26 protein-coding genes and 1 tRNA gene are annotated in these 26377 nt (G+C 66.7%); 17 read left to right on the top strand and 10 right to left on the bottom strand.

What is annotated here, in order from left to right; translation table 11 throughout:
- The first annotated feature begins 69 nt into the window (after positions 1 to 69).
- The 4 genes from chvE (at position 70) to AC1DH3_RS14385 (ending at position 4608) form a co-directional block, all read left to right on the top strand.
- Complete coding sequence (chvE, locus tag AC1DH3_RS14400) at positions 70 to 1194, top strand: multiple monosaccharide ABC transporter substrate-binding protein (RefSeq protein ID WP_476909625.1); 1125 nt, start codon at positions 70 to 72, stop codon at positions 1192 to 1194.
- 103 nt (positions 1195 to 1297) lie between these two features.
- Positions 1298 to 2827, top strand: coding sequence for a multiple monosaccharide ABC transporter ATP-binding protein (mmsA, locus tag AC1DH3_RS14395; protein WP_441419101.1), 1530 nt, complete (start codon positions 1298 to 1300; stop codon positions 2825 to 2827).
- Positions 2828 to 2832: 5 nt separating this feature from the next.
- Entirely contained in the window at positions 2833 to 4140 is a 1308-nt protein-coding gene (gene mmsB / locus AC1DH3_RS14390; protein WP_441419102.1) for a multiple monosaccharide ABC transporter permease, read from the top strand.
- Between the two features lie 132 nt (positions 4141 to 4272).
- Entirely contained in the window at positions 4273 to 4608 is a 336-nt protein-coding gene (locus AC1DH3_RS14385; RefSeq protein WP_476909598.1) for a hypothetical protein, read from the top strand.
- A gap of 34 nt (positions 4609 to 4642) precedes the next feature.
- On the opposite strand, the gene AC1DH3_RS14380 is transcribed toward AC1DH3_RS14385, so the two are convergent.
- Positions 4643 to 5380, bottom strand: coding sequence for a LysR family substrate-binding domain-containing protein (locus AC1DH3_RS14380; protein ID WP_476909597.1), 738 nt, complete (start codon positions 5378 to 5380; stop codon positions 4643 to 4645).
- A 133-nt stretch (positions 5381 to 5513) separates the two neighbouring features.
- Between AC1DH3_RS14380 and AC1DH3_RS14375 the strand changes: the two genes are divergently transcribed.
- A complete protein-coding gene (locus tag AC1DH3_RS14375; protein WP_138767873.1) occupies positions 5514 to 5918 on the top strand; it encodes a DUF5997 family protein in 405 nt (134 codons plus the stop codon).
- 86 nt (positions 5919 to 6004) lie between these two features.
- Here AC1DH3_RS14375 and AC1DH3_RS14370 read toward each other — a convergent pair whose 3' ends face one another.
- Positions 6005 to 6382, bottom strand: a complete 378-nt coding sequence (locus AC1DH3_RS14370; RefSeq protein WP_441419105.1) for a VOC family protein — start codon at positions 6380 to 6382, stop codon at positions 6005 to 6007.
- A gap of 134 nt (positions 6383 to 6516) precedes the next feature.
- On the opposite strand from AC1DH3_RS14370, the gene AC1DH3_RS14365 reads away from it, so the two are divergent.
- Together AC1DH3_RS14365 and AC1DH3_RS14360 are read left to right on the top strand one after the other, a co-directional pair.
- Positions 6517 to 7134 carry a hypothetical protein gene (locus AC1DH3_RS14365; protein ID WP_476909596.1) on the top strand — a complete coding sequence of 206 codons (618 nt, stop codon included), beginning with the start codon at positions 6517 to 6519 and terminating at the stop codon, positions 7132 to 7134.
- The gene (locus AC1DH3_RS14360) at positions 7131 to 7769 is read left to right on the top strand and encodes an NADPH-dependent F420 reductase (RefSeq protein WP_476893464.1); all 639 of its coding nucleotides are present in this window, start codon (positions 7131 to 7133) and stop codon (positions 7767 to 7769) included. The genes AC1DH3_RS14365 and AC1DH3_RS14360 overlap by 4 nt, the downstream gene beginning before the upstream one ends.
- Before the next feature lie 36 nt (positions 7770 to 7805).
- Here the strand turns inward: AC1DH3_RS14360 and AC1DH3_RS14355 are convergent, their stop codons facing one another.
- The 4 genes from AC1DH3_RS14355 to AC1DH3_RS14340 form a co-directional block, all read right to left on the bottom strand.
- Positions 7806 to 8288 (bottom strand): pyridoxamine 5'-phosphate oxidase family protein, encoded by a 483-nt coding sequence (locus tag AC1DH3_RS14355; protein ID WP_441419108.1) that lies wholly within the window; start codon positions 8286 to 8288, stop codon positions 7806 to 7808.
- A 140-nt stretch (positions 8289 to 8428) separates the two neighbouring features.
- Entirely contained in the window at positions 8429 to 9958 is a 1530-nt protein-coding gene (locus tag AC1DH3_RS14350; RefSeq protein ID WP_441419109.1) for an APC family permease, read from the bottom strand.
- Positions 9955 to 10869 carry a universal stress protein gene (locus AC1DH3_RS14345; protein ID WP_476909595.1) on the bottom strand — a complete coding sequence of 305 codons (915 nt, stop codon included), beginning with the start codon at positions 10867 to 10869 and terminating at the stop codon, positions 9955 to 9957. Before AC1DH3_RS14345 ends, AC1DH3_RS14350 begins: the two co-directional genes overlap by 4 nt.
- Before the next feature lie 74 nt (positions 10870 to 10943).
- Positions 10944 to 12329: a flavin monoamine oxidase family protein gene (locus AC1DH3_RS14340; RefSeq protein ID WP_476893466.1), complete on the bottom strand. Its 1386-nt coding sequence runs from the start codon at positions 12327 to 12329 to the stop codon at positions 10944 to 10946.
- A 168-nt stretch (positions 12330 to 12497) separates the two neighbouring features.
- Between AC1DH3_RS14340 and AC1DH3_RS14335 the strand changes: the two genes are divergently transcribed.
- Complete coding sequence (locus tag AC1DH3_RS14335; protein WP_441419112.1) at positions 12498 to 13187, top strand: TetR/AcrR family transcriptional regulator; 690 nt, start codon at positions 12498 to 12500, stop codon at positions 13185 to 13187.
- 110 nt (positions 13188 to 13297) lie between these two features.
- On the opposite strand, the gene AC1DH3_RS14330 is transcribed toward AC1DH3_RS14335, so the two are convergent.
- Positions 13298 to 13380: transfer RNA gene (locus AC1DH3_RS14330), tRNA-Leu, on the bottom strand.
- Positions 13381 to 13766: 386 nt separating this feature from the next.
- Between AC1DH3_RS14330 and AC1DH3_RS14325 the strand changes: the two genes are divergently transcribed.
- From AC1DH3_RS14325 to pknB, 7 genes are read left to right on the top strand one after another with little or no spacing between them, the layout of a single operon-like run.
- Positions 13767 to 14510 carry an FhaA domain-containing protein gene (locus AC1DH3_RS14325; protein WP_476909594.1) on the top strand — a complete coding sequence of 248 codons (744 nt, stop codon included), beginning with the start codon at positions 13767 to 13769 and terminating at the stop codon, positions 14508 to 14510.
- A complete protein-coding gene (locus tag AC1DH3_RS14320; RefSeq protein ID WP_056736728.1) occupies positions 14507 to 14989 on the top strand; it encodes an FHA domain-containing protein FhaB/FipA in 483 nt (160 codons plus the stop codon). The genes AC1DH3_RS14325 and AC1DH3_RS14320 overlap by 4 nt, the downstream gene beginning before the upstream one ends.
- Positions 14990 to 14991: 2 nt before the next feature.
- The gene (locus AC1DH3_RS14315) at positions 14992 to 16671 is read left to right on the top strand and encodes a PP2C family protein-serine/threonine phosphatase (protein ID WP_476909593.1); all 1680 of its coding nucleotides are present in this window, start codon (positions 14992 to 14994) and stop codon (positions 16669 to 16671) included.
- Positions 16668 to 18125: an FtsW/RodA/SpoVE family cell cycle protein gene (locus tag AC1DH3_RS14310; protein ID WP_476893468.1), complete on the top strand. Its 1458-nt coding sequence runs from the start codon at positions 16668 to 16670 to the stop codon at positions 18123 to 18125. The genes AC1DH3_RS14315 and AC1DH3_RS14310 overlap by 4 nt, the downstream gene beginning before the upstream one ends.
- Complete coding sequence (locus tag AC1DH3_RS14305) at positions 18122 to 19579, top strand: peptidoglycan D,D-transpeptidase FtsI family protein (protein ID WP_476909592.1); 1458 nt, start codon at positions 18122 to 18124, stop codon at positions 19577 to 19579. Before AC1DH3_RS14310 ends, AC1DH3_RS14305 begins: the two co-directional genes overlap by 4 nt.
- Positions 19576 to 21399 carry a protein kinase domain-containing protein gene (locus AC1DH3_RS14300; protein WP_441419117.1) on the top strand — a complete coding sequence of 608 codons (1824 nt, stop codon included), beginning with the start codon at positions 19576 to 19578 and terminating at the stop codon, positions 21397 to 21399. The genes AC1DH3_RS14305 and AC1DH3_RS14300 overlap by 4 nt, the downstream gene beginning before the upstream one ends.
- A gap of 6 nt (positions 21400 to 21405) precedes the next feature.
- A complete protein-coding gene (pknB, locus tag AC1DH3_RS14295; RefSeq protein ID WP_476909591.1) occupies positions 21406 to 23391 on the top strand; it encodes a Stk1 family PASTA domain-containing Ser/Thr kinase in 1986 nt (661 codons plus the stop codon).
- Between the two features lie 13 nt (positions 23392 to 23404).
- On the opposite strand, the gene AC1DH3_RS14290 is transcribed toward pknB, so the two are convergent.
- The 3 genes from AC1DH3_RS14290 to AC1DH3_RS14280 are packed head-to-tail and all read right to left on the bottom strand — an operon-like array spanning position 23405 to position 25032.
- Complete coding sequence (locus tag AC1DH3_RS14290; protein ID WP_476909590.1) at positions 23405 to 24046, bottom strand: aminodeoxychorismate/anthranilate synthase component II; 642 nt, start codon at positions 24044 to 24046, stop codon at positions 23405 to 23407.
- Positions 24043 to 24213 carry a hypothetical protein gene (locus AC1DH3_RS14285; protein ID WP_476909589.1) on the bottom strand — a complete coding sequence of 57 codons (171 nt, stop codon included), beginning with the start codon at positions 24211 to 24213 and terminating at the stop codon, positions 24043 to 24045. The genes AC1DH3_RS14290 and AC1DH3_RS14285 overlap by 4 nt, the downstream gene beginning before the upstream one ends.
- 3 nt (positions 24214 to 24216) lie before the next feature.
- Entirely contained in the window at positions 24217 to 25032 is an 816-nt protein-coding gene (locus AC1DH3_RS14280; RefSeq protein ID WP_476909624.1) for a class E sortase, read from the bottom strand.
- 180 nt (positions 25033 to 25212) lie between these two features.
- Between AC1DH3_RS14280 and AC1DH3_RS14275 the strand changes: the two genes are divergently transcribed.
- On the top strand, positions 25213 to 25467 hold the full coding sequence (locus AC1DH3_RS14275) for a cell division protein CrgA (RefSeq protein WP_476909588.1): 255 nt from the start codon (positions 25213 to 25215) through the stop codon (positions 25465 to 25467).
- 129 nt (positions 25468 to 25596) lie between these two features.
- A complete protein-coding gene (locus AC1DH3_RS14270) occupies positions 25597 to 26202 on the top strand; it encodes a DNA-3-methyladenine glycosylase I (RefSeq protein ID WP_476909587.1) in 606 nt (201 codons plus the stop codon).
- Positions 26203 to 26377 lie beyond the last annotated feature (175 nt).

The following is a 26377-nucleotide window of genomic DNA, read 5'->3' as shown; positions in this document are numbered from 1 at the left end:
GCGCAGGCGCTTCCAGAGCCCGTATCAGTTCGCGGACTGTGCTGTCCGCGGAAGGAGAATATCGTGAGAATGAAGAAACTCCTGGGCGCGTTCGCCGTCGTCCTGGCCATCACCGCCGGGGCCACCGGCTGCGGGAGCCGCGGCGGCGCCGCCGCCCCGTCGTCGGCTGCGGCCTCGGATGCCGCCGGCGCCCTGGTCGGCATCTCGATGCCCACCCAGACTTCCGAGCGGTGGATCGCGGACGGTAAGAACGTCTCCGAATCCGTCACGAAGCTCGGCTACAAGGCGGACCTGCAGTTCGCCAACGACGACATCCCGACGCAGGTCTCGCAGATCGAGAACATGCTCACCAAGGGCGCCAAGGCCCTGATCATCGCCGCGATCGACGGCACCACGCTGACCGATGTCCTCGCCAAGGCGAAGGAGCAGAACGTCAAGGTCATCGCCTACGACCGGCTCATCAACGGCTCCCCCAACGTGGACTACTACACCACTTTTGACAACTACACGGTGGGCGTCCAGCAGGCCACGTCGCTGCTGACCGGCCTGGGGCTGGTCGACGCGAGCGGCAAGAAGGTGGACGGCAAGGGTCCCTTCAACGTGGAGCTCTTCGCCGGCAGCCCGGATGACAACAACGCCAACTTCTTCTGGAGCGGCGCCATGGACACGCTCAAGCCGTACCTCGATGCAGGCACCCTGAACGTTCCGAGCGGCCAGACCAAGTTCGAGCAGGCCGCCATCCTCCGCTGGCAGGCTCCCGTGGCCCAGAAGCGGATGGAGGACATCCTGACCGCGGCCTACAGCTCCGGCAAGAAGCTCGACGGCGTGCTCTCCCCGTATGACGGCCTGTCCATCGGCATCATCTCGGCACTGACCAGCACCGGCGGCTACGCCAAGGGCAGCCTGCCGATCGTCACCGGGCAGGATGCCGAGAAGGGCTCCGTGAAGTCCATCATCGCCGGCGAGCAGTATTCCACCATCTTCAAGGACACCCGCCAGCTTGGCGCCCAGGCCGTAAAGATGGTCGACGCCGTACTCAAGGGCCAGGAGCCGGAGACCAACGACACCAAGACCTACAACAACAAGGTCAAGGTTGTTCCGGCCTACCTGCTCAAGTCCGTGATCATCACCAAGGACAACTACAAGAAGGAACTCATCGACTCCGGCTACTACACCGACGCCGACGTCAAATAGCCGAACCAGCGGGTGCGGCCGGGCCACCGGCCGCACCCGCTGTGCAGAGGCCCCTTATTAACCGCAGAGCGGTCCAGTTTCGACCAGTCAGTGGGAATTGACGATGAAAACACCCATTCTTCAAATGCGAGGAATCACCAAGACCTTCCCGGGCGTGAAGGCCCTGCAGGACGTCACCCTGGAGGTGAACCGCGGCGAGGTCCACGCGATTTGCGGCGAAAACGGCGCCGGCAAGTCCACCCTCATGAAGGTGCTGTCCGGCGTCTACCCGCACAGCTCCTTCGACGGTGAGATCCTCTTCGAAAACGAACCCTGCAATTTCTCCGACATCTCGGACAGCGAAGAGCGCGGCATCGTCATCATCCACCAGGAATTGGCGCTCAGCCCGTACCTGTCCATCGCCGAGAACATCTACCTCGGCAACGAACAGGCCACGAACGGCTGGGTGGACTGGCGCAAGACCAACCTCGAGGCCGCCAAGCTGCTGGCCCGGGTGGGCCTGAGCGAGAATCCCGTCACCCCGGTCCAGCAGATCAGCGTCGGCAAGCAGCAGCTGGTCGAAATCGCCAAGGCGCTCTCCAAGAAGGTCAAGCTCCTCATCCTCGATGAGCCGACGGCGGCCCTAAACGACGAAGATTCGGGCCACCTGCTGGACCTGATCCTGCACCTCAAGGGCCAGGGCGTCACCAGCATCATCATCAGCCACAAGCTCAACGAGATCCGCAAGGTTGCGGACGCCGTCACGATCATCCGGGACGGCAAGACCATCGAGACCCTCCGCCTCGACGAAGGCAGCGTCACCCAGGAGCGCATTATCCGCGGGATGGTGGGCCGCGACCTGGAAAGCCTGTACCCGGAGCGTGAGCCCGTGATCGGCGAGGAAGTCCTCCGGATCGAAGACTGGTCTGTCCGGCACCCGCAGGACCACAGCCGCATGGTGGTCAACAACGCCAGCCTCAATGTCCGCAGGGGTGAAGTGGTGGGACTGGCCGGCCTCATGGGTGCCGGCCGGACGGAGCTGGCCATGAGCGTCTTCGGCCGCTCCTACGGCACCGCGACGTCCGGGAAGGTGTTCAAGCACGGCAAGGAGATCAACACCTCCACCGTTGCCGAGGCCATCAAACACGGCCTCGCCTACGCCACCGAGGACCGCAAGCTCTATGGCCTGAACCTCATCGAGGACATCAAGCGCAACATTTCCATGGCCGCGCTGCGCAAGCTTGCCAAGGGCGGCTGGGTGGACAAGAACAAGGAAACCCTGGTGGCCAACGGCTACCGGAAGAGCATGAACATCAAGGCCCCTTCCGTGGCGGCCATCACCGGGAAGCTTTCCGGTGGCAACCAGCAGAAGGTCGTGCTGAGCAAGTGGATGTTTTCCGATCCGGATGTGCTCATCCTCGACGAGCCCACCCGCGGAATCGACGTGGGCGCCAAGTTCGAGATCTACACGATCATCGCCAAGCTGGCCGCCGAGGGTAAGGCGGTCATCGTCATCTCCTCCGAGCTGCCGGAGCTGCTGGGCATCTGCGACAGGATCTACACCCTGTCCGCGGGCCATGTCACCGGCGAGGTGCCCATCGCCGAGGCATCCCAGGAAACCCTCATGCACTACATGACCCAAGAGAAGGAATAGCGAACATGTCCGCCCTACGAGAATCCCTCGGCTTCCTGACCAGCCGCCTCCGCCAGGTTGGCATCTTCGTCGCCCTGATCCTGATCGTCCTGCTGTTCCAGGTCCTGACCGACGGCATCCTGCTGGAGCCCCAAAACGTCACCAACCTCGTCGTTCAAAACAGCTACATCCTGATCCTCGCGATCGGCATGGTGATGGTCATCATCGCCGGCCACATCGACCTGTCCGTGGGCTCCGTCGCCGGCTTCATCGGCGCCGTCGCCGGCGTCATGATCGTGCACTGGGGCTGGCCCTGGTGGGCGGCCATCCCGGCCTGCCTCCTGGTCGGCGCGCTGGTCGGCGCGTGGCAGGGCTATTGGATTGCCTACGTCGGCATCCCCGCATTCATCGTCACCCTCGCCGGCATGCTGATCTTCCGCGGCCTGACCCTGATCACGCTCAAGAACCAGCAGATCACCCCGTTCCCGGCGGAGCTGCGCGCCCTCGGCGGCGGATTCCTTCCCGACATCTCCGGCGGGACCTCGGTGCTGGAATGGCTCACCGTCATCCTGGGCGTCGGAGCCACGCTGGCCCTGTTGATCCAGTCCATCAAGGAACGCAGGATCCGCGCGAAGTTTGAGCTGGAGAACGAGCCCATGACCTGGTTCGTGATTAAGACCGCGTTCATTGCGCTGCTCATGCTGGTCATCACCTTCCTGCTGGCCAGCTACCGCGGCACCCCGATTGTCCTGATCGTGCTCGCGGTCCTCGTGATCGTCTACAGCGCCCTGATGAACAACAGCGTTTTCGGCCGCCACACCTACGCGATCGGCGGGAACCTGCACGCCGCGGAGCTGTCCGGCATCAAGACCAAGGCCGTCACCTTCCGCCTGTTCGTGAACATGGGCGTCCTCGCCGCGCTGGCCGGCCTGGTGTTCACCGCGCGGCTCAACTCCGCGCAGCCTGCCGGCGGCACCGGCTTCGAGCTGGATTCCATCGCGGCGGCCTTCATCGGCGGCGCCGCGGTCACGGGCGGCATCGGCACCGTGGCGGGCGCCATGATCGGTGGCCTCATCATGGGTGTGCTCAACAACGGCATGTCCATCCTGGGCCTCGGCACCGACTACCAGCAGCTCATCAAGGGCCTGGTGCTGCTGATCGCCGTCGGCTTCGACATCTTCAACAAGAACCGCGGCGGCGGGGGCAGCGTCCTGGGGAACCGCTTCAAGCGCAACACCACTCCCCCGGCCACCGAGACTGCCGCTCCCCCCGCGGCACGTCCCGCCGGCGCCGCTGAGGAACCTGCCCGGACCGCGACCGTCCCCACCCCCTGATCCGTCGTCGCGCAAAATTCCTGGCGACCCCCGAATTCCGGGGTCGGCAGGAATTTTCCGCGTCGCGGGCCGATCTTCACGGACGAATGCCGGTCACCAGGTCCGGCACCGGCGGCTTGCTAGGCTGAAAACATGAAACGTCCCCTCGCCGCTGTTTCCCTTGCCGTCCTCGTGGTTGTCCTGACCGGCTGCGGCCAGGTGCAGCAGGCCGCCGAGAAGGCCGTCAACGACGGCGCTTCCCAGGTCGCGACCGCGGCCGGCAGCGAGATCAAGAAGCAGGCCTGCTCCCTCGTGGCGGACGGCCTGGTCAGCGTCCAAGACAAGAAGGCCCTTGGCGGCCTGGTGGCCGGTGCCCAGGGCGCCGGAGTGCCTGCGGAGATCACCACCCCGCTGAAGCAGATCGCGGATTCGGGCGACCAGGTGCCGGCCGATTCGGTCAAGGCCCTACAGGACGCCTGCGCCGAGTAGCTGGCAGTTGTTGCGAGCCAGCTGGGTGGACTGGCTAGCGCTTTCCCTTTTTCCGGGACCCTTTGCCGCGGCCCTTGTCCGGGTTCGGCGCGTACCGTTGCGCCACCTTGGGTTTCTTGACGGCGGGCCCGCGCCGGTCCGGCTTCGGCTCGCGCTTGGGTTTCTCCTGCTGGGCCGAGGGCTGCCGGGAGCTGGCCGCAGTGCGGCCGCGGACGATCCCGATGAACTCCTCGATCACCGCATCCGTTGAATCGCTGGGCCAGGCCAGGGCGATCTCGGTCGTTGGCGCGCCGGTAAGCTTCCGGGCCACGGTGTCCTTGACGTTGAAGTGCCGCGCCACAGACATCGGCAGGATGGCCAGCCCGGCCCCGGTGGCCACCACCTGCAGCGCCTGTTCGGGTCCGCCAAGGGCAGCCACATCGAGGAACGTCTCGGCGGCCAGGTCAGCCAGCGCGACCTCCTCGAACACGGAGATCTCATGGCCCTTCGGCGCCACCACCACGGGTTGCTCTTCGTAGAGCGGGATGACGCTCAGGCCCTCGCGCTCCACCGGCAGGCGGACGAAGCTCAGGTCCGCCGAGCCGTCGCGCAGCACCGCGAGCTGGGCGCCGTCGTCGGACATGAACGAGTGCAGCGGAACATCGGGCATCCGCTCTTCCCACCGTCGGATCCATTTACCGGGAGTCACGCCGGCAACATACGCGAACCTCAGTTCCCGGCTCTCGGGTACCGATTCGTCGTGGGGCTGGGCTGTTTCTTCTTCTGCGGGCACAGGTTCACAGTACCGTCAGTGCCGCAGGATGCTCCCGCCCCGGCGGCCGCTGGTTGCTGCATTGGTGCCGCTTTGGTCCTGCTTTGATGCTGCGTTGGTGCCCTGCGGGCGCCCCGCCGGATACCCTTGAAGCATGACCTCTGCAAACTCCCAGTCCATGAAGCCGGCCACCGTTGCCAAGAAGCTTGGCATCTACCTGCCCGCTACACCCCAGGAGTTCCAGGATTCGGTTATCACCCGCGCTGATTTCGCCGAGCTCCAGGCCAATCCGCCGGAGTGGCTCGCCGAACTGCGCCGCACCGGTCCGCACCCGCGCCCCGTCGTCGCGCAGAAACTCAACGTCTCCATCAGCGGCCTCGCCCGCGGCGGCGTCGAGGAGGCGCTGACGACGGCGGAAATCACCGCGCTGCTGCAGGCCCCCCCGGCCTGGCTGGTCGCCGAGCGCGCCACCCACGCCGCGGTCCGCGCCGAAGCCCAGCGCGTCAAGGACGAGGCTGCCAAGAAGGACGCCAAGAAGGCCCGCGCCAAGGCCGAGTAGCCGCTGCCGTTTCGACGGTTCCGCGCCCGCTCGACGCCGCTAACCGCGCTGCCGGCAGACAACCGTCGAAACGGCGCTGCCGTCGCTTAGTCCTGGTGCAGCTGGACGTAGTTCCCGCAGCCGTCGTCGAGCACCACGCTCGTACCCCAGGGTCCGTCTGAAGGTTCCGCCTGGAAGATGACACCCTTGGCCGTCAGCCGCTCGTACTCCGCCCGCACGTCCGGTACGCCGAGCACGATCGCGGGCAGACCGGCGTCGTGAACCGCATTCATATACGCGGCGCCGATAGGGTTGTCGCTGGGCTCCAGCAACAGCCCCGCGGACTCTCCGCCGCCGGGGTCCTTGATGATGTAAAGGTTCTGTTCCGGCAGCGCCATGAGCGTTTCGAACCCCAGGATTCCGGTATAGAACTCGTGGGCCGCCGCCGGGTCCTTGACGTGGATACTGCACATCTTCAGTCGCATGGGCCCTAGGCTACCCGGGACGCACCCGGGTGGGAACCGCGTGGGAACCGGCCATTGACGGCCTGCGCGGGATGGATTCCAATGGAAGCAGCGGAACTGCACCCGCCCGGGACGGGTTCCGCAGGAGGTGCGCCATGCCGTCACTATCAGGCTCCGCCCCGCTGGGGGCGTGGCAGTTCGCGTCCCTTGCCCTCCTCGTCGCGGCCGCGGTGGCCGGCACGGTCTACCTCGTCCGGAAGCACCGGGCGTCCGACGGCGGGCTACCGGACGCCGTGTTCTGGGACGGCTTCGCAGGGATCGCGGTCGTCGCCCCCGCTGTGCTCCTGCCATCGCTGGTTTCCCCGTGGACCGGGCTCATGCTCGCAGCCGTGGCCGTTATGACTGCTGCTGCCAGCTACCGCTGGACGCCTAGGCTGTTCCGCTGGCAGGAAGCAAGGCGTACCGCCCGGGGCGCCGCAGCCGCCGATGCAGCCGCGGCCGTCCGGCACCGCGCGGTCCTCGCACGGTGGCAGCGCTACGAACTGGACCCCGCATTCTGCATCGATTTCCCGGCCATGAGCGATCCGGCCCGGCCGGAAACCGCCGCGATGCTGAAGGCGATGAAGGCGGCCGAGCGGTTGCGCCACGGATCCGGCCCGGACGGCCAGGCACCCGGCGGCTACAGCACCGCCGTCGACCGGCTGGAACAGGCACTGGCGGAGGCAGAGCGCGCCGCCGGCGCGTTGCGGGTTTCCACTGAAGGGGCACGATGACTGACGTCACGATTATCGGCAGCGGCAACATGGCCCGGGCGATTGGCCTGAGGGCGGTCGCGGCCGGACGCTCCGTCCAGGTCCTGGACCGGAGTCCGGACAACGCCGCCAAGCTTGCGGCGGAGCTGGGTCCGGCTACGACGTCGGGCGGCCTCGGCGATGTGCCCGAGGGCGACATTGTGGTCCTGGCCCTCTACTTCGAACCGGCCAAGGAAGTCGCAACCCACTACGGCGACACGCTCAGCGGCAAGACGGTGATCGAGATCAGCAACCCGGTCAATATGGAAACCGGGGACTCGCTGGAGGTCGAACCGGGGACCTCGGCGGCGGAAGAGATCGCCCGGCTACTGCCCGGAGCCCGGGTGGTGAAGGCCTTCAACACGACGTTCGCGGGCACCTTGGCGGAGGGCTCGGCGAAGGGCATGGCGCTGGATGTCTTTATCGCCTCCGACTCAGAGGCGGCCCGCAATGAGGTGGCGGCCTTTGTCGCCGCGGCAGGACTCCGGCCCCTCCAGGTCGGGGCGTTGCGGCACGCCCGCGAACTGGAGGGGATGCAGCTGCTGGTGATCGGCCTGCAGCTGAACCCTGCCTATGAATCCTTCAATTGGGGGACGGCGCTCAAGATCATCGACTGAGATGATCGGCTGAGCAGCGCCGCCGGCCGGGCCGGCCTAGAGTTCGACCGTACCGCTTTCGCCGACGCTCATCCGGCTGTTGGTGACCTTCGACTTCACCCACTGCAGCACAGTCGCGGCCGTTCCGCCCGGGCTGGTCCAGTACTCGGCCGAATCGGAGTCCACGCGCAGCAGTACCACCTCGGGGGTGTCCGGCCCGTCCGGGAACCATGCCTCTACAGCCTGGTTCCAGCGGTCGCGGATGGCCTGCCGGTCCGTGACCACTTCCGCCGTACCGGCCACCGACACCCACTCGGTGCCCTTGCCGAAGGACACATTGACCGCGGGGTTGGCCTTGACGTGTGCCACCTGCGAGGTGCCCTCCGAGGTGAAGAACCACATGTCGCCGTCGTCCTGGACGTCCTGGACGGCCAGCGGGCGGCTGACGAGGGCGCCCTGCTCGTTGATAGTGGTGAACATCCCGATCCGCGAATCGTTAATGATGTCCGTCACCTTGCTGATGTCCTGTGCGTCCGACATGCGCTCACCTCGTCCTTGATCCAACGGAGGAAGGTCCTCCTGCCGCCAGCCTATTGATAAGTGTGCTTACTTTTCAAGGCGCACACGCAGGGCTGGTGGAAGGAGGACCTTCGACTGTCCGGATTCCGGCTTACTTCTGGTCAGTTGCCGCGGGTCAGGACCTGTCCCTTGAAGAACTCGGGGCGGAGTTTGGCCATCACCAGCATGAGCACCGCACCCAGCAGGATGACGCCCATCCCGAGGATGAACACCAGGCCCAGGCCGCCGACGGATGAACCGGAGCCGTACTCCGGGTCCATCGAGTCGTAGGCGGTCTTAAAGAACATCACCAGCAGGATGACGCCGCCCAGCAGCGGAGCGAGGAACTTGAAGAAGAAGGAGTGCGCTCCGCTGAAGGCCTGGGCGCGGAAGAACCAGACGCAGGCCAGGGCGGTGATGCCGTAGTAGAAGCAGATCATCATGCCGAGGGCCGTGATGGTGTCCCACAGCGCATTTTCGGAGAGGGTCCGGGTGACGACGTAGAACACGGCGGCGGCCACGGCCGAGGCGATGGTGGCGTAGCTCGGGGACTTGTAGCTGGGGCTGATCTTGCCGAATTTATGCGGCAGCGCCTTGTAGTGGCCCATCGACAGGAGGGTGCGGGCCGGGGAAACGAAGGTGGACTGCAGCGATGCGGCCGAGCTGCTCAGGATGGCCAGTGACATCAGGATCGCGAAGGGGCCCATCACGGGTCCGGCGAGGACCGCGAAGATGCTGCCCTGGTTCTCCGGGTTGCCGGTGCCGAGGCCCTCGGTCCCGACGCCGGCGAAGGCCAGGGTGGACAGCGCGACGGTCATGTAGATGATCACGATGACCAGCACCGTCACGGTGGCCGCGCGGCCCGGGGTCTTCTCCGGGTTCCGGGTCTCCTCGTTCATGGTCAGGGTGACGTCCCAGCCCCAGTAGATGAAGATGGACAGCGAAACGCCGGCCGCGAAGGCGGAGAAGGATTCGACGGCGAAGGGGTTGAACCAGTCCGGCGCGATGGCGGTGGCGTCAAAAGCCGTGCCGTTCGCCACGTGGCTGAAGGCCGCAACGGCGAACCAGCCCAGCACGAGCAACTGGAAGGCGACCAGGACGTACTGGACGGTCTTGGTGGTTTCCATGCCCCGGTAGGAAATCCAGCACGCCAGGGCAATGAAGACCAGCGTGGTGGCGATGTTGAGCGGCAGGTTGGTGGTCAGGTCCGCCAGCTCCGGGTTGCCGAAAAGCTGGGCCAGCATGAGGTAGAAGAAGTCCACGGCGACGGCGGCCAGATTGGACAGCACGATGATGGTCGCCGCGATCAGCCCCCAACCGCCCATCCAGCCGATCCACGGGCCGAAAGCCCGCGAGGCCCAGGTGAACGAGGTGCCGGCGTCGGGCATGGCGTTGTTCAGTTCGCGGTACCCGAAGGCCACCAGCAGCATGGGAAGGAAGCCCACCAGGAAGATCGCCGGAAGGTGGACGCCGACCTCGGAAACCGTCGGGCCCAGGGCCGCGGTCAGGGTGTACGCCGGTGCGATGCAGGAGACGCCGATGACGACGGCGCCGATCAGCCCCACCGATCCGGCCTTCAGTCCCTTCTCGCTCAGGCCGTGGTCCTGCTTGCTGTGTGCTGCGGCCTTGGCGGTCGCGTGTTCAGTGCTCATGCTTGTGCCTCTCGGGAGGTGTCAATCGACGGTGATTGGTTCTGGTGCTTGAGCTCGTAGTCGCTGGGGACCACGATCATCGGCACCGGCAGGGCGCGCAGGATGCGGTTGGCCGTGCCGCCCAGGAAGATGGAGCGGCTCCGGGCGAGGCGGCTTGATCCGATCAGCAGGATCTCGCCGTCTTCCCAGTCCAGCCGGTCCACGGCCTCTTCGACGCTGCGGCCCTGGGCCACCACGACGTCGGCCTTCGCGGCCGGCGCGGCGCCCGACGAAGCGGCCGGGAGGGCTGCCGCGAGGTGCTTGTTGGCGTACTCGCGGGCGGCATCTGCCGCCTCGTCCGAGTCACCGGCATCCAGGGTCAGCAGCGACACGACGCGCAACGGCACCTCCCGGTTCACTGCCATGGAGACGGCGAAATCCAGCAGCTTCTCGGCGCCGGCACGGCTGCCGAGCCCGCAGCTGACGCGGGTAAGCGCGTCCCGGCGGTGGTAGCCGTGCGGAGCCAGGGCCACCGGGACCGTTGCAGCGTGCAGCAGCGCACTGGCCACGGAGCCGACGGTGAAGCGCTTGAACAGCCCGCTGCTGGTGGCCCCGATGATAAGCATGTCGGCCTGGAACTCGTCGCAGGCCTCGATGAGGGTCTGTGCGTCGGATTCCCCGCTGCGCACATGGGCCTTGGCGGGGACGTCCGCCGGGATGAGGGAGAGGGCTTCGTCGAGCCATTCCCCCGCCTGCTGGTGCAGGTAGCTGTCATAGCCCGCGGCGGGCGCGTGGGCCGCGTTGAACACTCCGGCATCCGGGATGGCCACCACCAGGTCCAGGCTCGCTCCACGGCCGCGGGCCAGGGAGACGGCCAGATTGACGGCATCACGGCCTCTGGCATTGGCGGAATACCCCACTACGTAACGCATCTGGCCGACCTCTCTGACTTCTTGGATAGGGTTCTGGGACAAGGATTGATTTGAAGGGACGTGCTATTCGGGGGCTAGCGGGCGGCCGGCATGCGGTCGGCCGCGGCGGTGATCCGGGCGGCTATCCGGCGCCCCATCCGCACTGCGCCGTCCACGTGCTGGTACCCCTCGGCCGCGAGGTCGGAGGAAGCCCAGTAGATCGGACCCACCGGCGCGTGCTGGTCCTTGCCGTAGCGGTGCAGGCCGCCCAGGTCATAACTGGCGGCGTAGGCGCCTCGGGTCCATTCCTCCGAACCCCAGTCGGACTCGTAGTAGACCTCCGGCTCGAGGGCCTTCTCGCCCAGGAAGCCGGCGATTGATTCAAGGATGGCGCGGCGTCGCTCCGCCGCGCTGAGCTCGAACATGGCGTCGGCCTTTTCGTCCGAGACGAAGCCCACCAGGGTGCCGCGGGGGTCCTCGTGGTTGGTGTTGTCGTAGACCTCCTGGACCAGCGCGTCCGCCCCGAAGCAGGTGCCGGACAGTCCGTCCTCGCGCCAGAACGGGGTGCTGTAGACGGCGTGCACCTTGATGACCAGGCCGAGGGACTGGTGCTGGTGCATCTGGTGCTGGCGGCGGGGCAGCGGCGGGTTGTAGGAGACCCGGGAGTAGAGGTTCGGCGGCACAGCCATGACCACGAAGCGGGCGTTCACGGTGGCGCGGTCCGACACTACGGTCACCCGGTGTCCGGTGCCACTCTCCTCCCAGTTGATCGTGCGCACCGGGCTGGAGAGGACGACGTCGTCGCCGAGTTCCGCCGCCTGCAGCAGCGAGACCTGCTGCATGCCGCCGACGACGCGCTTGTCCAGGATGAAGTCCTCATCGGTGAGGTGGGTGAAGGAACCCGCCGAAGCCGCCATCAGGACGGCCTGCAGGGCGGAGAAAGCGTGCGCGGGCTTGGTCAGCATGCCACCGGCGATGAACAGGCCGATGTTGTTGCAGGCTTCCTCGTCGGAGGAGTTCTGGCGCAGCCAGTGGTGGAAGGAGATGGTGTCCAGTTCACGGGCCTTGGGGTGCGCCCACGGCTCGGTGGCGCCGATTTCCGCGGCGAGCGAGTCCAGCAGCGCGGTCAGTTTGTCCATCTCAGCGGCAGTGGTGTCACTGACCGGGAAGGAGTCCCCGGTGTACAGCGTGCGCTTGCCGTCGGCACCGATGTAGACGGACTGGCCGTCACGGTAGCGGTCGTAGGTCTTCAAGCCGAGCTCATCGAGGAGCTCAAGCAGCGCCGTCTGGTCCGGCGAAACCCACTGTCCGCCGATCTCCAGCATGGCGCCGTCAATCGTGTCCGTCCAGGTGCGGCCGCCCACCCGGTCGCGGGCTTCCAGCACGGCAACGCTCAGGCCGGCCTTCTGCAGCTCCCGTGCTGCGGTCAGCCCGGCCGGCCCGGCTCCAACGATGACGACGTCGCGGTCAAGTTCCAGCATGATGTCCTCTCTGTGGCCGCGGAGTGATGCGAACCACTAAATGAATGCCATTCATTTAGTACGACTATAGCGGTAACGTTGGAAAGAGGGAAGACCCCGGCGCAAGATCGCATCCGGTGGAATAATCCGTGGAATAGTCCAGAGGACAGCCCAGTAGAAAGGCCCGCAATGCCGGCAGCCAAAAGCGCCACCGCGGATCCGCACCGACCCGACGCCAAACCGCGCCGCCGGGTGGGCAGGCCCCCCTCGGCCGTCCTCGACCAGGACGGCATCACCGCGGCCGGCCTGCAACTGGTGCGCAAAAGCGGCTACGACGGCTTCACCATGGCAGCCCTGGCCCGCTCGCTGAACGTGGCGCCGTCGGCGCTGTACAACCACGTGTCCTCAAAACGGGAGGTGCTGGTCCTCATCCAGGACCACCTAACGTCATTCGTGGACGTGTCGGCCTTCGAGACCGAGCCTTGGGACCAGGCGGTGCGCGATTGGGCCTGGAGCTACCGCGACGTCTTCTCGCGGCACACCCCGCTGATCCCGGTTATTGCGGTGCTTCCGGTGGCCGACGCCCCGAAGACCCTCGCCATGTACGAGGCCGTCAGCGCGGGGTTCCGCCGGGCAGGGTTCCCGCAGGAACGCATCATCTCGGCAATCGTGGCCCTGGAGTCCTTCATCTTCGGTTCCGCCTACGACGTGACGGCACCGGCGGACATCTTTGATTCCGGCAGCCTGGCGGCCGAGACGCCGAACTTCTCCGCCGCCGTCGCCAGCCTGGGCGAGCAGGGCTACGCGAACCAGGCGGACGTGGCCTTCGGCCTGGGACTCGAAGCGCTGATCGCGGGCTTCGGGGCGCTGCGGGGGTAGGACGGTGGCGCCGGACCGGCCGGGCGGCCCAACGAAGCCCGGAATCTGACTGAGACGCGACATCAAACAAAAAGAACCCCGGTCCGAAGACCGGGGTTCTTTCATTTGCGTGCGCGAGGGGGGATTTGAACCCCCACGCCCTTTCGGACACTGGCACCTGAAGCCAGCGCGTCTGCCGTTCCGCCACTCGCGCGCAACTTCTTTCACCCGGCAGAGGCCCGGAATCCGGACCAGCAACCTCGTAAAAGCAGCGAGATCAAGCATAACGGACAACTGCGGGAAAACACCAATCGGGACTCCGGGGGCGCCAAACCGCCGCAACGAAGGCACCCGGAACCCGCCTGCCCAGTCCCCCGCGGCGCCAGCCCACCCGCAGTGGGCTCCCGGACATCCGCGCACGTCAGGGCCGGTCAGACGCAAATATCCCGACCGCAGCGGCGGGCCGCATTAAGGCCATTCCCAGCCTTGCCCAGTAGTATCTGATGTAGGAGTGCCCGGTTACGGCGGACTCTTGCGAATGTTGGAAACCGAGTTCCGGAACAAACGCTGCCCCGCAGCTGCCAGGAAAGGAGAAGGACCATGGGCTTGCTGGACAAAGTCGAGCGCGGCATCGAAAAGGCCGTCCGCGGAGTCTTCTCCACCGGTTCCCGCGCCCAGGTTGAGCCGGTCGAGATCGCCAGCCACCTCCGCCGCGAAGTGGACAACAAGGCCCTCACCGTCGCCGCGGGACGCACCCTTGCACCCAACGTTTTCGATGTCCTGCTCAGCGGCGACGATTTCCAGCGGGCCCAGGAGTGGGGAACCCCGCTCGCGGAAGAACTGTGCGACGTCGTCATCAACCACGTCCGCAGCCAGGGATACACCCTCCAGGGTCCGGTGCGGATCAGCTTCCGCCGCGACGAGGACCGCCGGGCCGGCGATTTCGAAATCACGTCCCGGACCGAAAAGGCCGGTGGAGCCCCCGCCCAGCCCGGCGGCCAGGGCACCATGCCCGCAGCCCCGACCCGGCAGCCCGGCCGCCTCCAGCCGGTGCTGGACATCGACGGCCAGCGGTATTCGCTGAATGCACCCTCGGTGGTCCTGGGCCGCTCCTCCGAAGCGGACATCCTGATCGACGACACTGGAGTGTCGCGCCGACACCTGGAGATCCGTACCGGCCAGGGCGCAGCGCAGGCCATCGACCTGGGCTCAACGAACGGCAGCTACGTGAACGGCCACAAAGTGGTGGGCAGTTCGGAACTCTCCGACGGCGCCACGATCACGATGGGACGGACCAAAATCATTTTCCGCCTGATGCCCGCCAACCCGGGCGGCCGCCCGTGAGTGAACTGACCATCACCGCCCTGCGCTTTGGTTTCCTGATCCTGCTCTGGGTGCTCATCTTCAGCATCGTCTCAGCCATGCGCCGCGACCTCATGATCGGCCGCAAAGCCGCCGCCGGTGCCCCCACCGCACGGCAGGTGCGCCGGAACCCTGCACTGGCCGAACCTGCCCCGGCCCCGGTGAAGCAGCAGGCCCGCCAGCTCGTCGTCACCGAAGGCCCGCTGAAAGGCACCACCCTTCCGTTGGCCGCGAGCCCCATCCTGCTGGGCCGGGCACAGGAAGCCACCCTGGTCCTGGAGGACGACTACGCCTCCGGCCGGCACGCACGCCTGTTCCCGCAGGGCAGCCGCTGGTTCATCGAGGACCTCGGTTCCACCAACGGCACGTATCTGGCAGATCAACAGCTGACCCGGGCGCTTCCGGTGGAGCTGGGTGTCCCCGTGAGAATCGGCAAGACGGTCATTGAATTGAGGCCGTAGCCATGGCTGCCCCCGAATCCCCCGCAGACAAGGCAGCAACTGCCCCGAAGCGGCCGCTCATCATGCGCTACGCCGCGCGCTCCGACGTCGGCCGCGTGCGCGCGAAAAACGATGACTCCGCCTACGTCGGCCGCCACCTCGCCGTCGTCGCGGACGGCATGGGCGGGCACGCCGGCGGTGACGTGGCATCCGCCGCCACCGTCCTGGACATGATCCATTTGGACCGCGATGACTACGACGCGGAGGCCGGCGAGGCCGACACCGTCCTGGCTGACGAGATCCAGACCGCCAACTCGCTCCTCTCCGAGCTGGTGCACATGAACCCGAAACTCGCCGGCATGGGGACCACCGTGACCGCGCTGCTGCTGGCCGGAGGCAAGCTCCACTTCGCGCACATCGGCGATTCGCGCGCCTACCGGCTGCGCAACGGCAAGTTCGAGCAGGTCAGCGTGGACCACACCTTCGTCCAGCGGCTCATCGACGAGGGCCGGCTGCGCCCCGAAGAGGCCGAAACGCACCCGCACAAGAACGTGCTCATGCGTGTCCTCGGCGACGTCGACGCCAGCCCGGAACTCGATCTGGACGTCCTCGACGTCGAACCCGGGGAACGCTGGCTGCTCTGCTCCGACGGGCTGAACTACGTTGCCGGCCACGTCGTTGAGCGCACGGTCCGGGAGACCAAGAGCCTGCGCGAGTGCGCCGAAAAGCTTGTAGACCTCACCCTGGAGGCCGGCTCCCCGGACAACGTGACGGTCGTCATGGTGGACATCGCGGAACAGACGCCCGACGACGTGAACACCGCCGCCGTCCAGGTCGTCCCGGCAGTTGTCGCCGCGACAGCACTGGCATCGAAGACCGCACCGCCGGCCGCACCACCGGCCGGCAGTGCCGGCAGCACCTATGCCGGCAAGGCTTCCGAGAGCGCCAAAGACGACAACTCGGCCGGCAGATCAGAAAAAACCCCGGAGGAGGCCGCCGGCCCGGCCAAGGAGCCAGAGCCCTCCACCGATCCGCATCTCGGCGAGCACCTGTCCGCCGAAGTCCTGCGTGAGGAACTCTCAACCCGTCCGCATGAACTCGTCGGCGCGGCGGCCTCCGCCGCGGCCTCCGGCTCCATCCCCTCCATCGCTGGCCGCACGGTGGCCCGCCGGGCCGCAACGGTGTTGACGCACAAGGCGGAGCCGGACAGGGAAGACGCCGACGAGTACAAACCGCCGGTCAGGCGCCGGCGCTGGCTGACAATCTCCATCGCCGCGGCGATCGTGGCCGTGCTGGGTATCGGCCTCTGGCTTGGCTATGCCTGGACGCAGACCCGGTACTACATCGGGGAGCACGATCAGCGAGTTGCCATTTTCAACGGGGTTTCCCAGCGCTTGGGCCCCATTCCGCTTTCCACCCTCGAGACGGTGACCGATATCCGGATGTCTGACCTGCCAGAGTTCTCGCAGCAGCGTGTACGCCAGACCGTTCCCGCGCGGGACCTCTACGACGCGCAACGGATCGTCAAGAACCTTGAGCGCACCGGCACGACGGCGCCGGCCGACGAGTGCCTGACCCCTTCCCCCACGCCGAGCGCCAGCGCGACCGGGCGGGCCACATCCGGCGCGGCCGCCCGTTCCAAATCGGCTTCCCCGACCCCGACGCCCTCGCCGTCGCCGAGTTACTGCGAGGGGGGCAAATGACGCCGATCGATCCCACGCCCAAGCCGCGCCGCAACGCCGAGCTGGTGCTGCTGGTCCTTGCCCTCGCGGTGGGGATCGGTGCCAACGCCCTCGTCGGCGTCGACCGGCAGAAGGCCTTCGACACCGATTTCTGGTTCCAGTCCGGCCTGCTCACGGCCGCGGCGCTGGCCTTCCATCTGGTGCTCCGCATCCGCGCAAAATATGCCGATCCGGTAATACTTCCCCTGGTCGTCGCGCTTAACGGCCTTGGCCTGGCAATGATCCACCGCCTCGACCGCGTCGGGGAAGACACCGGCAACAACCAGCTGCGCTGGACCCTGGTGGCGATGGCCGTGGCCATCGCCGTCATCTGGTTCCTGAAGGACCACCGGATCCTGCGCCGCTTCACGTACATTTCCCTCGCGGTCAGCGCGGTGCTGCTGATCCTGCCGCTGGTCCCGGGGATCTCCGCCGGCGAGGTTCTGGGCGCGAGTGTCTGGATCAAACTCGGGTCCATGACCTTCCAACCCGGCGAAATCGCGAAGATCACCCTCGCCATCTTCTTCGCCGGCTACCTTTCCTCCAACCGGGACCTCATCCTGCTGGCCGGACGCAAGATCGGGCCCCTTCAGTTCCCCCGGTTCAAGGACATGGGCCCCATGATCACCGCCTGGCTGGTCAGCATTGGCGTGCTGATCTTCCAGCGCGACCTCGGCACCTCGATCCTGTTCTTCGGCCTGTTCCTGGTGATGATCTACGTCGCCACCAGCAGGATCAGCTGGGTGATCATCGGCGTCGTCCTGATGGTGGCCGGCGGCTTCGTGGCGTCCAAGGTCTTCTCGCACGTGGCACTGCGGATCGACGGCTGGCTCAATGCGTTCACCGAGGAGGTCTACGGGCGGGAATTCGGCGGCAGCCGGCAGATCGTCGAAGGGCTCTTCGGCATGGCCAACGGCGGCCTCGTCGGCACCGGCCTCGGCCAGGGCCGCCCCAACCTCGTCCCGTTCGCCAACAGCGACATGATCGTCGCCTCCTTCGGCGAGGAACTCGGGCTGATCGGCGTCTTTGCGATCGTGCTGATGTATCTGCTGCTCTTCACCCGCGGTTTCCGCGCCGCGCTCGGAACCCGGGACGCGTTCGGCAAACTGCTCGCCACCGGATTGTCCTTCGCCATCGCCCTGCAGTGCTTCGTGGTGATCGGCGGCGTCACGCGCCTGATCCCGCTGACCGGCCTGACGACGCCTTTCCTGGCGGCCGGCGGCTCCTCCCTGCTGGCGAACTGGATCATCGTTGGCCTGCTGCTGATGATCTCCCACACCGCACGCGGGCCGGTGGACACCACGCCCCTCCCGCCGGGCCAGGATCCTGGGCTGCAGAATGAGACTCCGGCCATGCCGCCGAAGCCTGCCACGGCACCGGCCCGCGGCACCAGCACCAGTCCAGACGCTCCCACCGAGGCGGTGAAACTCCCGTGAACCAGGCCATTCGCAACTCCTGGATCGCCGCGATCGCGATGTTCGCGCTGATCTTCGGTGCGCTCAGCTATGTCCAGGTGGTGGGCGCCGATGAACTCAAAGCCAACGCGTGGAACAAGCGCACCTTGCTGCAGAACTACTGCAACGACCGCGGTGCCATCATCGTCGGCGGCAAGCCGGTGGCGCAGTCCGTGGCGGGCAGCGAGAGCTGCCAGTTCCAGCGCAGCTACGCGCAGCCGGAGCTCTACGCCGGCATCACCGGCTATTTTTCGAAGAACTACGGCCTGACGGGCATGGAACTGGCCATGAACGAACAGCTCGCCGGCAGCTCGGACCAGTTGTTCCTGGACCGGGTCGGCCAGCTGTTCCTCGGCAACCAGCCCAAGGGCGCCTCAGTCGAGCTGACCCTGGATCCGAAAATCCAGAAGCTTGCCTATGACCTGATCCCCGAGGGCCAGCGCGGATCGATCGTGGTGTCCAACCCGAAGACCGGTGCGATCCTGGCCATGGTGTCCAAGCCCTCGTATGACCCCAATCTGGTGGCCACCCAGGATTCCGACGCCGAAGCGGCGAACATCACCAAGCTGAACAAGATCCCGGGCATCAACCTGAACCAGTCAGTGAGCGGTCCCACCGGCGCGCTGCTGGCTCCGGGGTCCGTTTTCAAGATCATCGACACGGCGGCGGCCCTGGGTTCCGGCAAGTACAACAAGGACAGCGTGCTGCCCAACCCGGCCGAGATGCCGTTCCCGGGAATCCAGTACAAGCTGCCGAACTACGCCGGCGGCAACTGCTACACCCGGAACACCGCCTCGTTCGCGTTCGCCCTCCAGCAGTCCTGCAACACCCCGTTCGCCAGCATCGCTATCGACTTGGGCCAGAAGGCGATCGAAGAACAAGCCAGCAAGTTCGGCTTCGGGCAGGACTTCGGCGACCAGCTGAAGCTCCAGATGGCAAAGAGCACTTTCCCGAGCGAGCCGCTGGACGACGCCGGACTGGCGCAGTCGGCCATCGGCCAGCGGGATGTCCGTGCCACGCCGCTGCAGATCAACATGATGACCGCGGCCATCGCGAACGGCGGCGTTCAGATGAAGCCCAACCTGATCAAGGCCCTGCGGTCCCCCGATCTGCGGATTCTCAACGAGCCCAAGCCCGAGGCACTCCGGACCTCCACGAGCCCGGAAATCGCCCGCCAGATCGGCGAATGGATGACCAGCGTCGTCAGCGAAGGCATCGCCCGCGGCGCCGCGGTGCCCGGCGTCGAGGTGGCAGGCAAGACCGGCACGGCCGAGCTCGGCACGGGCCTGAACAATTCATGGTTTACCGGGTTCGCCCCGGCGAATGACCCGCAAGTGGCCGTCACGATTGTCATGCAAGGCGTGGACATCACCACCGGCGCAAATCTAACCAGTCCGAACGCGAAGAAGATTTTTGAGGCGGTGTTGAATAAGTGAGGCCTACATCGGGAATCACCCTCGGCGGCAGATTCCAGCTGACCACACGCATTGCGATCGGCGGCATGGGAGAAGTCTGGAAGGCCAAGGACCTGATCCTTGGCCGGATCGTCGCGATCAAGGTCCTCAAGGAGGAATACACCGGCGACCCGGGTTTCCTCCAGCGTTTCCGGGCCGAAGCGCGGCACACCGCCCTGCTGAACCACGTGGGCATCGCCAACGTTTTTGACTACGGCGAGGAAGAAGGCTCCGCCTACCTCGTCATGGAACTCGTTCCCGGACAGCCGCTCAGCAGCATCATCGAGCATGAGCAGGTGCTCTCACCGGACCGCACCCTGTCGATGATCTCCCAGACGGCACGGGCCTTGTCCGTCGCCCACGCCCAGGGCCTGGTGCACCGGGACATCAAACCAGGCAACCTGCTCATCACCCCGGACGGCCGGGTCAAGGTCACCGACTTCGGCATCGCGCGGCTGGCCGACCAGGTTCCGCTGACGCAGACGGGCCAGGTGATGGGCACGGCCCAGTACCTCGCCCCGGAACAGGCCACCGGGCAGACCGCGACCGGCGCCTCCGACATCTACTCGCTCGGCGTGATCGGCTACGAATGCCTCACGGGGCACCGTCCGTTCTCCGGCGAATCCCAGATTGCGATTGCGCTGGCCCAGGTCAACGACGCCCCGCCGCCATTGCCGGACAGCCTGCCCAGGCCGGTCCGCGCGCTCCTGATGTCGATGCTGGCCAAGGACCCCAAGAATCGCCCGGCCGATGCGATCAAGCTCGCCGAAGCGTCCGATGCCATCCGCAACGGCGACATCGCGGCCGCGCACGCGGCCGTTCCGGGCATGCTCCTCTTCGAAGCAGCCACCGGCCCCATTACCGCACCGGTGAACGTCCCCACCGCAGCGACGGGTGTCATCGGCGCCAGCGCGGCTGAGGACAAGTCGACGTCGGCGCTGCCGGTGATCGGCGCCGCCGGCGCGGGTGCCGCAGCCGGGCTGGCGGCCGGGGCCGCCGCGGCAAGCGGACACGGCGCACGCAGTGCCCTGTCCCGCGCGGATGCGCTGGCCGCGGAACGCAGCTGGATACCTGAGGAAGAGGACTATGACGGCTACGAACCGGAAGAGGAAGAGCCACGGCGGAAAGGCCGCAGCCCCTGGACCTGGCCGCTGATCGCCCTGATCCTGCTCGTTCTGTTTGCCTTGGTGGGAGTGGTCCTGTCGCAGGCCGGGATCCTGTTCCCCTCGTCCCCGGCCGCCACCAGCTCCAGCGCCAAGGCCAGTACAACAAGCGCCGCGCCGACGTCCAAGAGCCCGAGCCCCAGCCCCTCCAGCAGCTCGGCCACGCCAACCGAGTCGACGCCGGCCGCCATCAACCTGATTCCGGATGCCTACAAGGGCCGCCCCTATAACGATGTCCGGGCGGAACTGAACGGCCTGGGCCTTCAGGTCAAGGGCAACCCCATCGCGGACCCCTCCGCCCCCGACACGGTGATCGACATCGATCCCTCCGGCCCCGTACAGCCGGGTGAAACCATCACGGTGAGCTACTCCAAGGGACCGGAGAAGGTTACCGTTCCGACGCTGGAAACGGGGGCCAGCGAGGCAGCCGTCCAGCGCGCGATCGAGGGGGCCGGGCTGCGCTGGCAGAAGGGTGCTCCGGTCGAAGGCGACGGAACGCAGCAGGAGGGCACCTTTGTCAGTTCCGAGCCGGGATCAGGCGAGAAGGTCCCCGCCGGTTCCGTGGTCACCTATCACCTTGCCACCGCGCCGGCGCCCGTCTCGGACTCTCCCTCGCCGAGCGTCAGCACCACCAAGTAGGCGCCCGTGTCCACTTCACCCCGCACTCCATCGCACCGGGAGGACAGCAGCCCGGCGTCGGCCCAGCGCGTCCTCAGCGGGCGCTATGAGCTGGGTGAGCTGATTGGCCGCGGCGGGATGGCGGACGTGTTCCGCGGGATTGATACCCGGCTGGGACGAACCGTGGCCATCAAGCTGCTCCGCCCGGACCTGGCGCGGGACCCGCAGTTCCAGGCCCGGTTCAAGCGTGAGGCCCAGGCCGTCGCGGCGCTGAACCACCCTTCCATCGTCGCCGTCTTCGACACCGGGGACCATGCCGTCCCCGGTGGCCACGACGACACCGTGCGGGTGCCGTACATCGTGATGGAGTACGTCTCGGGCAAGACCATCCGCGACCTGATCAGGGCCAAGGAAGTCACGATCGACCAGGCCATAGACTTCTCGCTGGGGGTTTTGGCCGCCCTCGATTACAGCCACAAGGCCGGGATCGTGCACCGCGACATCAAACCGGCCAACGTCATGTTCTGCCCGGATTCGAACAGCGTGAAGGTGATGGACTTCGGGATTGCCCGCGCCATGGCCGACTCCTCTGCGACCATGACGCAGACGCAGGCCGTGGTGGGAACGGCCCAGTACCTCTCTCCCGAACAGGCACGCGGCGAAACAGTCGACGCGCGCAGCGACCTGTACTCGGCCGGTTGCCTGCTCTACGAGATGCTGACCGGACGCCCGCCGTTCGTCGGCGACAGCCCGGTCTCGGTCGCTTACCAGCATGTGCGTGAAATTCCGGAACCGGCCAGCAGCCTGAACCCTGACGTTTCCGCGGCGCTGGACAGCGTGCTGGCCAAGGCCCTGCAAAAGAACCGGGCCGACCGGTTCCAGGACGCGGCTGCATTCCGGCGCGCGCTCCGGGCGGCCCGCAGCGGCGTCGCCGTGGCGACCCTGCCGGCCAGTGAGGCGCCGACAGACCCGAACAACACGGTCGCGGGCACGGAGCAGGCGCCGCCCACGGCCGCCTTTGCCTTGACCGGGGCCAAGTTCCTCGATGACGTCCCTTCCGGCCGCATCACGCCGCAACAGACCGCCGCGGAGGACGAGGCACTCGCCCAGTCCGGCTCGGCCCCGCACGGTCACCCCGACACCGACAGTCTCGAGCTGAGCCTTCCGGCAGAACGCGAACCCACCCCCCGGCAAAAGTCCCGCCGCCGGATGTGGACGGCGACGCTGCTGATCTTCACGCTGCTGGTATTGGCCGGAGGCGGCCTGTGGCTCTACAACATGGTCAACCAGCGGCCTGCGCCCATAGCCAAGGTGGACGTCCCCGCGGTGACGTCGCTGACCGAATCCGAGGCGCTGCAAAGGCTCTATAACGCCGGGCTCAAGCCCCAGTTGAAGCGCATCCAGCACGAGACCGTCCCCAAGGGCATCGCCGTCGGCACCGTGCCCACGGCCGGGAGCTCGCTGGAAAGCAATTCCGAGATCACCCTCAATATCTCCGAGGGCCCCAGTGTGATCACCATCCCCGCGGACCTGCCGGGCCGGACCGAGGCGGATGCCCGGGACGAGCTGCGCCGGATAGGGCTGACCGGTGCCCCGAAAACCACCCTGGACAACAGCCCCAATGTGCCGGCGGGCATCGTCATCACGACCAACCCGGCGCCGGCGCAGACCGTGGCCGTGGACAGCACGGTGGAACTCATCGTGTCCACCGGCAAGGTTGCGGTGCCGCAGCTCATCGGCCTTCCGAAGGCGGAGGCGCAGGCTGCACTGAAGAAAGTCGGGCTCCTCGCCATCATCAAGGAAGTCGAAAACACGCAGGTCCAGCCGGGCAAGGTGACGGCGCAAAGCGACGCCGCGCAAGCCGCCGTCGAGCAGGGCAAGGCGATTACCGTAACCGTGGCAAAGGCCCCGCCGCCTCCGCCCCCGCCGACGCCGACCCCTTCGCCCACACCTTCGCCGACCCAGACGGACGTCACGGAAGGCGTCGGCAAGCTGCTGGGCCCCGGCGCCTAGCAGCGCGCCGGGTTCAGTGCTGGATAAGCGGGCTCAGGGCCGCGGCCCGCGCCGCGGCCCCAGCCATGCCCAGTGACTCAAGCCAGTTCCCGAGCATCAGGTAGCCGCCCTCGGTGAGCACCGACTCGGGGTGGAACTGGACGCCGCAGAGCGGTGCCGTGCGGTGCTGCAGTCCCATCACGACGCCGGTGGCCGTCTCAGCGGTGATCTCCAGGACCTCCGGGATGCTTTCCCGCACGGCGGCGAGGGAGTGGTACCGCGTCGCCGTGAACGGCGACGGCAGGCCGCTGAAGACGCTGGTCCCGTGGTGTTCGACGAGCGAGGTCTTGCCGTGCATCAGTTCGGGGGCGTGCGTAACGCGCCCGCCGTAGGCCTCCGCCAGCGCCTGGTGTCCGAGGCAGACGCCCAGCATGGGCTTGTTGTGGCTGCCGCACCACTTGATCAGCTCGATGCAGACACCTGCGTCGGCCGGCGCACCGGGTCCGGGCGAGACCAGGACGCCATCGCGGGCTTCGGCCATCTCGATCGCCTCGGCAAGCGTCACGTCGTCATTGCGGACCACGGTCGTCTCCGCGCCGAGCTCCTGGAGGTAGCCGACCAGGGTGTAGACAAAGCTGTCGTAGTTGTCTACGACCAGGATTTTGGTTGTGCTCATGGGTGCCTTGCTAAGCCAATCGTCGAATCAGTGAACGGGCTGAATTGCGCCATCCAGGGAAATAGGAACTGAACCATCAATACCAGCACGCCGGCCAGCAACACCAGCGATGTGACGATACGCAGCCATAGCGGTCCGGGAAGCCTGCGGAAGATCCATCCGTACATCGTCTAACCCTCCCCGAGGGTGCGGGCCACCTGGGCTGCTATTTCGGCCGGTGGCCCCGCGGAAGCGGGCTGCCAGCGCTCCAGCAGGGAATAGGCGATGATCCGCTCCTGCGAACCGAAGCGCGGGTTGCAGCTGGTCATGGTGAGGTAGCTTTCCGTCGGTTTGGCCGAGGGCTGCGCCGGGACAGGCAGCAGGACGTCCGTGGCGGAAGGCAGAACGATCTCGCTGTTGCGGAACCGGTAGACGTAGTAGCCCTCCCGGGTCTGCACGTAGATCCTGTCGCCCGGGACCAAGGAGTCGATATTGTCCAGGACAGCTCCATGGGTCTGCCGGTGCCCCGCCAGCGCAAAGTTTCCCGCCGCGCCGGGCATCGCGGTGCCGTCGTAGTGTCCGAGCCCCAGCGAGTCCAGTACCTCGGGCGTGGTTCCCTGCACGACGGGCCGCGTGTACCCGGCGCCGAAGCGCGGCACGTAAACGACGCCGATCGTAGCGCCGGCTGCCGGCTCGGAAGCGACAGGGGCTGGACCCGGGCCGGCGGAGGCAGGGCCGGCCGAACCGTCCACGCCGGTGCTCGCGCCACTGGGCCGGGGGGCGCCCGGTCCGTTTAGCTCCCGCGCGAAATCCTTGACGACCTCGCGTTGCCGGGCATCGGCGTCGAGGTTGGTCCACCAAAGCTGCCAGGCGACAAACAGCAGCAGGACCACCCCTGCCGTCAGGAGCAACTCCCCGGCAACTTGAAGGGCGCGGGACACCGCGCTCCGCGGAACTTCGCCGCCGCCCCGCGCAGGCACGGCCAGGGATTCCGCCTTCTCCTGCAGCACCGTGGCCTCTCCTCTGGGCGTTCGCAGCGGGCGGAGTGTGGCCTTAACTACAGCTAGAATTGGCTGCGATTAGGATTTCAAACTCCACCAAGAGCGCGTTGACCGCCGGCTGTTCCTTTTCTTGCAGGATATCAAGCCGAGGCACCCGCTCCTCATCCAGCCCGCCAAGGAGGACCCGTGCCCGAGTCGAAGCCGCGAAAGAGGACTGCCAGCGTCGCGCAGCAGACTTCTGCGACGCAGGCCTATAAGCCCAACCCCGTCTGGTTCAAGCCGGTGATGTTCGGCCTTTTGATCATCGGACTGCTGTGGATCATCACCTTCTACATCAGCGAAGGCACCCTCCCGGTCAGGGAGTGGGCGTCGTGGAACATCGTCGCCGGATTCGGCATCGCCATCGTCGGCTTCCTGATGACCACGCGTTGGCGTTCCTGAACGCCGCATTCCCCTTCGCAGCAGGCCGGCACACAGAGTGTGTCGGCCTGCTGCGTTAAACCCGCGCCGTTAGCGTCGGCTGGTCGGGCGATAATGCTGGAAGGCAAACTCTCCAGCAAAGGATTCCAGATGACCCCCGACGTCAGTGGCTGCATCATCGGCGACGATGGATTGGCCCGGCCGGCCTGGGCGGCCACAGACCCGCTCCTGCGCGACTACTACGACAGCGAGTGGGGGCTCCCGGTCCGGGACGAACAGGGGCTCTACGAACGGATCAGCCTCGAGGCGTTCCAGGCCGGCCTGTCCTGGGCGACGATCCTCCGCAAGCGCCCCGCCTTCCGCGCCGCGTTCGCCGACTTCCACCCTGAGACAGTGGCCGCCTTTACCGAGGACGACGTCGAGCGCCTGCTGCAGGACGCCGGCACTGTCCGCAACCGGCTCAAGATCCGGGCAACGATCACCAATGCCCAGGCCACTGTGGACCTCAGGGACGACGGGGGGCTGGTGGACTTCGTCTGGGGCTTCCGGCCTGACAGCACCCCGGAGCCGACGGCCCTGGCAGAGATCCCCACGAGCTCCCCGGAGTCGGTCGCGTTGTCCAAGGCCCTGCGCAAGCGCGGCTTCGTGTTTGTCGGCCCCACCACGATGTACGCCCTGATGGAGGCCATCGGGATGGTCGACACCCATCTCCTCGACAGCCACCGGCGCGGCACCTCGGGCGTCTGGCTCCGCTAGTCGCGGCCCACCGGGTTCACAGCTGTGCACAAGAAGTCCAAAGTTATCCACAGCCGTTGATAGTCCGGGCGGATCGCGGCCCGGGCAAAACGGTCCGCGTTGGCGCGCCCGCGCACCCAAATCAGGGGATAAAGACCCGGTCCCTCCGCTGAATCACAGACCTGTAAGTTATTAA

It is taken from the genome of Arthrobacter sp. 05L428 (assembly GCF_056397665.1).
The sequence above is the reverse complement of the archived record's forward strand: the minus strand, read 5'-3'. Positions and strand labels throughout refer to the sequence as shown.

Coding starts and splice junctions, on each gene's coding strand:
- AC1DH3_RS14365 (WP_476909596.1), top strand. CDS start 6,517: ATGCCGTCACTATCAGGCTCCGCCCCGCTGGGGGCGTGGCAGTTCGCG.
- AC1DH3_RS14350 (WP_441419109.1), bottom strand. CDS start 9,958: ATGAGCACTGAACACGCGACCGCCAAGGCCGCAGCACACAGCAAGCAG.
- AC1DH3_RS14355 (WP_441419108.1), bottom strand. CDS start 8,288: ATGTCGGACGCACAGGACATCAGCAAGGTGACGGACATCATTAACGAT.
- AC1DH3_RS14310 (WP_476893468.1), top strand. CDS start 16,668: ATGACGCCGATCGATCCCACGCCCAAGCCGCGCCGCAACGCCGAGCTG.
- chvE (WP_476909625.1), top strand. CDS start 70: ATGAAGAAACTCCTGGGCGCGTTCGCCGTCGTCCTGGCCATCACCGCC.
- AC1DH3_RS14370 (WP_441419105.1), bottom strand. CDS start 6,382: ATGCGACTGAAGATGTGCAGTATCCACGTCAAGGACCCGGCGGCGGCC.
- AC1DH3_RS14315 (WP_476909593.1), top strand. CDS start 14,992: ATGGCTGCCCCCGAATCCCCCGCAGACAAGGCAGCAACTGCCCCGAAG.
- AC1DH3_RS14285 (WP_476909589.1), bottom strand. CDS start 24,213: ATGTACGGATGGATCTTCCGCAGGCTTCCCGGACCGCTATGGCTGCGT.
- AC1DH3_RS14385 (WP_476909598.1), top strand. CDS start 4,273: ATGAAACGTCCCCTCGCCGCTGTTTCCCTTGCCGTCCTCGTGGTTGTC.
- AC1DH3_RS14360 (WP_476893464.1), top strand. CDS start 7,131: ATGACTGACGTCACGATTATCGGCAGCGGCAACATGGCCCGGGCGATT.
- mmsA (WP_441419101.1), top strand. CDS start 1,298: ATGAAAACACCCATTCTTCAAATGCGAGGAATCACCAAGACCTTCCCG.
- mmsB (WP_441419102.1), top strand. CDS start 2,833: ATGTCCGCCCTACGAGAATCCCTCGGCTTCCTGACCAGCCGCCTCCGC.
- AC1DH3_RS14270 (WP_476909587.1), top strand. CDS start 25,597: ATGACCCCCGACGTCAGTGGCTGCATCATCGGCGACGATGGATTGGCC.
- AC1DH3_RS14345 (WP_476909595.1), bottom strand. CDS start 10,869: ATGCGTTACGTAGTGGGGTATTCCGCCAATGCCAGAGGCCGTGATGCC.
- AC1DH3_RS14375 (WP_138767873.1), top strand. CDS start 5,514: ATGACCTCTGCAAACTCCCAGTCCATGAAGCCGGCCACCGTTGCCAAG.
- AC1DH3_RS14290 (WP_476909590.1), bottom strand. CDS start 24,046: ATGAGCACAACCAAAATCCTGGTCGTAGACAACTACGACAGCTTTGTC.
- AC1DH3_RS14340 (WP_476893466.1), bottom strand. CDS start 12,329: ATGCTGGAACTTGACCGCGACGTCGTCATCGTTGGAGCCGGGCCGGCC.
- AC1DH3_RS14335 (WP_441419112.1), top strand. CDS start 12,498: ATGCCGGCAGCCAAAAGCGCCACCGCGGATCCGCACCGACCCGACGCC.
- AC1DH3_RS14325 (WP_476909594.1), top strand. CDS start 13,767: ATGGGCTTGCTGGACAAAGTCGAGCGCGGCATCGAAAAGGCCGTCCGC.